This window comes from Mesorhizobium sp. M0437, from assembly GCF_040321335.1.
In the GTDB taxonomy this organism is placed as follows: Bacteria; Pseudomonadota; Alphaproteobacteria; order Rhizobiales; family Rhizobiaceae; genus Mesorhizobium.
In genome coordinates, this window is the sequence record NZ_JAMYRK010000142.1 from 1 (window position 1) to 4,493 (window position 4,493).

Sequence of the window (4,493 nt, forward strand, 5' to 3'; positions counted from 1 at the left end):
GCAACCAGATGGTAGCGGAAATTGTTGCGGATATGGTCGTTGAAATAGCGGCCCTTGGCGAACGCCGCCCGGAACGCGGCAAAGGTTTCCGGCGGTACCCCTTCAAACTCGTAGCGCTTACCGGTGGCCACGAACCAGACCGAGAGGATTCTTCTGTCGGGATCGTATTCCGTTTTGCGTATCGATGTGGAGGGCATGACGGCGGCTCGAATTCGAAAGCAATCAACGAGCGGAGAGGCCGTCGCGTTCCTTGTGACTATGGTGGTGCGGTGAGGCACGAGGCTCAATGCGGAGCGCCAGCAGTCGCGATCGGGCCGTTTTCCTTGCGCCGGTCTTCCGCGATCTTGGCCTTCCCCACGCATCGCTGCAGGATTTTCGCGAGGTGAATTGAAACCCGCCACGACGCTGATCCTCTGGGACTGTCAAGGCCCGTTCGGCGGGCTCTACTCCGGAACAATGTCTTCTTCCGAAAGTTTTTCCTTAAATAGCAAAGGAGATTCGAAATGTCAGAAAGCCGGGAATGGTTTGTCCAATGGCTTAGAGACGCTCATGCCATGGAAGAGCAGGCCGAACGATGTTGAACGGGCAGTTGAGCCGTATCGAGAATTATCCCGAACTGAGCGACCGGATCCGACAGCACCTCGATGAAACGAAGCAGCAGGTTGCCCGGCTGAAGACTTGTCTCGATCAGATGGACGAGGGTTCATCCACGATGAAGGACGCTGGCGGCAAGCTGACGGCGATGGCGCAATCGCTGAGCGGCGTCTTCGCCGGAGACGAGGTGATGAAAGGATCGCTCGCGAGCTACACGTTCGAGCACATGGAAATCGCCTCCTACACGATCCTGATTGCCGCTGCTCAATCGCTCGGCGAAACCGAGGTTCTTCGGGCTTGCGAAGAGAATCTGCGAGAGGAAGTCGCGATGGCGGATTGGCTGAAAACCCGTCTTCCCTCCACGACCGAGCAGTTCCTTGCGCGGGCCGAAGCGGACAGCGACAGCGCCAAACGGTGATCGGGTGGGAACGTAGTGATCGTGAAGTCGGGCTCGGCGCGATGCTCGTTAACACCGGCTCCGATGGCGACGGGAGAGCTTCCGCGGCTTGGAAGTTAATTGTCGGGGCGGCGTACGGAAACTATCTTGGGTGCCCGTCGATCGTTGCCGCCAAAGAGAAACACAGGGAAAATTGCTTGTAGGCGTTGCCGTCGCATCAAAGCGCGCTCGATACCTGCTTCCGGCGTCGGCGTTCTTCGGATTTACCGGAACGACGTACCTGAAGGCGAAAGATCGATTTCCGCGCCACACTCCGCGTTAATGGCCATCGCCGGATCGAGAGGAAGTCAGCCGCTCCGGGGCTGGGCGGCGGGCGCGCCAACGTCTTCGGACTACTGGTGAAGCAAGTCCGATGTGCGCCTATCGCGACCCCGCTTCACCTGCCGTCCAGCCGTTCGCGCATTCGCGATCGTCGCTCTCGGCAACAGGCGGCGCGCGCGGCCAGGACGTGTCGCATGTGCGCGCTGTCGAAGGAGGCGCCCAGCAACATTGCACGTGAAGGCACGCGGGCATCCGATCGATCGTTAACCTTTCTCTGCAATGAGCGCCTTGTCGCCGGCGATCAGCCTCCGGCTCTTACGCATTATGGAGATCACATGTTGGTCCCGGCACCCGATGCCGGGAGCAGGTCTGCTTCGGAGCGTCGTGACAGAACTGGGCGACATGGTTGCGGTGGAGTAGGCGCCGTCGCCCTGGATGAACAACAACTGTCGCATGCGGTGCATACGTTGTCGAAGCTTTCGGTCGGCCGCGGCCGCATCGACGACCACAACGGCATCAAGTCGTTGCTGAAAGCCCGCAAGGTATCGTCAAGACATAGCGTGCCGGCGAAGATCCGCCCTCGCGACAGGGATTCGTCAGGCCGATCGGTCGGCAACGCGACCGGCCAGATGAGCGAGAGCTTACCCTCGGTGCTGGTCTCGACCCGGCTCGTATTGAGGCCTGAAGGGACATCTCCAAACGCTCAACGACGGTCGTCGATCACTGCCGACTACGGTCGAGGTCGTATGGCTCGTGGCCTAGCTCGTTGTGATGAAGCGCCTCTGCCATACACCTGATGTCGAACGCTTGGCCGCACGCCGGGCAGAGGACGAAATACTCCTCCTCCCGAAGTGGCGATGCATCGTGGTCTTGGGGGATGACGATGTCATTGTATTCGTCGGGCATTGGGTCCTCCGGCAACGCCGCCCGCCATGCTGGAACGCCTGCCGGCCGGATTTGTTTCAAAGTTACTGCGCTTAAGAAGAGGGCCGGAACGGGTGAAGCACAACGTCGGTAAGCGCAAAGCGAGGGCGCCCGAAACTCATCACGTGAGCTGAACGACTGCTTTTGCCAACTCGATGCTCGAAACCTGCCGATCTGCTTAGGCCGGTTCCGGACATTCGTGACCGGCCTCATAAGTCATAAGAAGCGCCCACCACCTACGGGACTCAAGCCGACATTCCCCGAGCCTTTCGCCAGGAACGGACTCTTTGCCAACCGCACATTTGAAGGCTATGCTTCCCACATCGGCCGCCAGCGCGTCGGACGCAGCCGACAGTAAGAGGTACGTGCTCTTGCCCGCATGGGAGAGAGAGCCATGCCCCAATCCCTTCTTCGCAACCATGTATTGAAAACCCTCTCCTCGGAGGATTTCGCGCTTTTGAGGCCGTCACTGCATCACGTCGAACTCAACAGCAAAGACCAGCTGGAAGTCTCTTATCAGCCGATCGAGCGTGTGTATTTTCCAGAGATGGGCATCGCGTCGGTGGTCGCTACGATGACCGGAGGGCGGCAAAGCGAGGTCGGCATCGTCGGCCACGACGGCATGACAGGAGTTGCCGTTATTCTCGGCCAGGACAAGTCGCCCAATGAAACCTATATCCAAGTCGCAGGTAATGGCTGGATCCTCCCGGTTGAAGCTCTTCGCTCTGCGATTGCGGAGAGCCAATCCCTTCGCGAGTCACTGCTTCGCTATGCCCACGCGTTCCTCATCCAGTCGTCCCGGACGGCACTGGTCAACGGCCACTCCAAAATCGAGGAGCGCTTGGCCCGCTGGTTGCTGATGGTCCAAGACCGCGTCGAAGGAAATAAGATCTACCTGACGCATGAATTCTTGGCGACAATGCTTGGTACCCAGCGCCCCGGCGTTACCACGGCCCTCCAAATGCTTGAATATCGGGGGCTGGTTCACGCCAAGCGCGGCGAGATCACGATTATCGACCGCGTTGGAATGATACGACTCACGCATGGTGCTTACGGGGAGGAGGAGCAAAGTCACTTCGGCCTAGCCTCCGCCTAACTGTCCTAAATCAGACAAACCCTTGCAAGCTACCGAATTCGTGCCGTAAATCGTGTGGGTCAGGGTTCAGGGAGGAATTCTCGATGACCACCACTTTTGACACAGTCACGCTTGAAAGAGCCGCCGAAGCCTATGTTCTCTCCAGAGGCAAGGCCCACTTCCTTTCGATAGCACAGGCAATCCGCGCCATCCGAACACCCATGCCCGCATGCAGGGCCACCGACCGCGAGCTGGAGGAGCTCTTGGCGGCAGCATCCATTATTCACGGTGTGCCAGTCGCGTTCGACTTAAAAACAGCCGTGGCCGCAGAACCACGGCTCCATTCATAGGGCCGGTGATGCCTGCGCTCGCGCAGACGCCTACGTATCGGACGTTCGCCAAGCGATTGTCCGCCACCTGATCGACAACATCGGCAGCCCGAGCATTTCGATATCCGAGGTTAGCCACACCGTGAGGAGAATGCTTCCCTTTTGCGAACTCACGGACTGGCAACTTTGCGATCTCATTGGGCGAAGCGCGATCGATGCGGGATTCACGATTGAATCCGACGGGGTGGGTCCCGAAAACGCATGTCGAGGCTCAATAGCGGAACAGCCGCTTTAGCCATGTGGCTCCCAATCACGGACGGTCAGGTTGTGGCCCACGTACAGCCGCCAGGCGGCAACGCGCCTGATATCGCACTTCGGTAAGCGCGAATTTCCCCGCACCTTTTGCTGTTGAGTGCTCTGATGCATGAGGTGTCCACCAAAATAGGTGGACACCTTGTGATGGAAGAAGATGAGCAGAAACTGCGGGTGAGGCTTGTCGGTCGGGACGGGCGACGCCGATACGACCCGGCATCGAAGGACCGTCTTGTCTCGGCCTGTCTTGAGCCTGGCGTGTCGGTATCGAGGCTTGCGCTCAAACATGGGGTCAATGCGAACCTTCTTCGGAAGTGGATAAAGAAGCGGGCGGAGACCCAGTCCGTCCCACAGCCCCCACCATCGGCGTTCATCCCGGTTCAGATTGAAAGCACTTCCGATCGGGCCTTGCTGCGACAGAGCAGCATGGCTGCGGTGGATTTGCCGGGGACTTGCGATGGGGCACGTAGGTCGGCATCGAAAAGGACAGCGCCTTTTTCCTCTCCAGCCAAGGTGAGCGCGTCGCTGCCGAACGGCGTGA

General features: G+C 59.2%; 5 protein-coding genes and 1 pseudogene. 4 read left to right on the forward strand and 2 right to left on the reverse strand.

Annotated features, from left to right (window positions below):
- Positions 1-401 (reverse strand): KTSC domain-containing protein (locus tag NKI72_RS34060; protein WP_352852130.1); only part of this gene is annotated, 401 nt, incomplete at its 3' end.
- 102 nt (positions 402-503) lie between these two features.
- On the opposite strand from NKI72_RS34060, the pseudogene NKI72_RS34065 reads away from it, so the two are divergent.
- Positions 504-1,012: pseudogene (locus NKI72_RS34065) on the forward strand (ferritin-like domain-containing protein).
- A gap of 1,020 nt (positions 1,013-2,032) precedes the next feature.
- Here the strand turns inward: NKI72_RS34065 and NKI72_RS34070 are convergent.
- Positions 2,033-2,218, reverse strand: coding sequence for a hypothetical protein (locus tag NKI72_RS34070; RefSeq protein ID WP_352720272.1), 186 nt, complete (start codon positions 2,216-2,218; stop codon positions 2,033-2,035).
- A 412-nt stretch (positions 2,219-2,630) separates the two neighbouring features.
- On the opposite strand from NKI72_RS34070, the gene NKI72_RS34075 reads away from it, so the two are divergent.
- The 3 genes from NKI72_RS34075 to tnpA form a co-directional block, all read left to right on the forward strand.
- A complete protein-coding gene (locus NKI72_RS34075; RefSeq protein WP_352720273.1) occupies positions 2,631-3,332 on the forward strand; it encodes a Crp/Fnr family transcriptional regulator in 702 nt (233 codons plus the stop codon).
- A gap of 83 nt (positions 3,333-3,415) precedes the next feature.
- On the forward strand, positions 3,416-3,661 hold the full coding sequence (locus tag NKI72_RS34080; RefSeq protein ID WP_352852131.1) for a hypothetical protein: 246 nt from the start codon (positions 3,416-3,418) through the stop codon (positions 3,659-3,661).
- A 438-nt stretch (positions 3,662-4,099) separates the two neighbouring features.
- On the forward strand, positions 4,100-4,493 hold a 394-nt coding region (gene tnpA, locus NKI72_RS34085; RefSeq protein ID WP_352852133.1), incomplete at its 3' end, for an IS66-like element accessory protein TnpA.

What these genes read in the sequence shown, in the direction of transcription:
- NKI72_RS34070 (WP_352720272.1), bottom strand. Translation starts at nt 2,218, where the DNA reads ATGCCCGACGAATACAATGACATCGTCATCCCCCAAGACCACGATGCA.
- NKI72_RS34075 (WP_352720273.1), top strand. Translation starts at nt 2,631, where the DNA reads ATGCCCCAATCCCTTCTTCGCAACCATGTATTGAAAACCCTCTCCTCG.
- NKI72_RS34080 (WP_352852131.1), top strand. Translation starts at nt 3,416, where the DNA reads ATGACCACCACTTTTGACACAGTCACGCTTGAAAGAGCCGCCGAAGCC.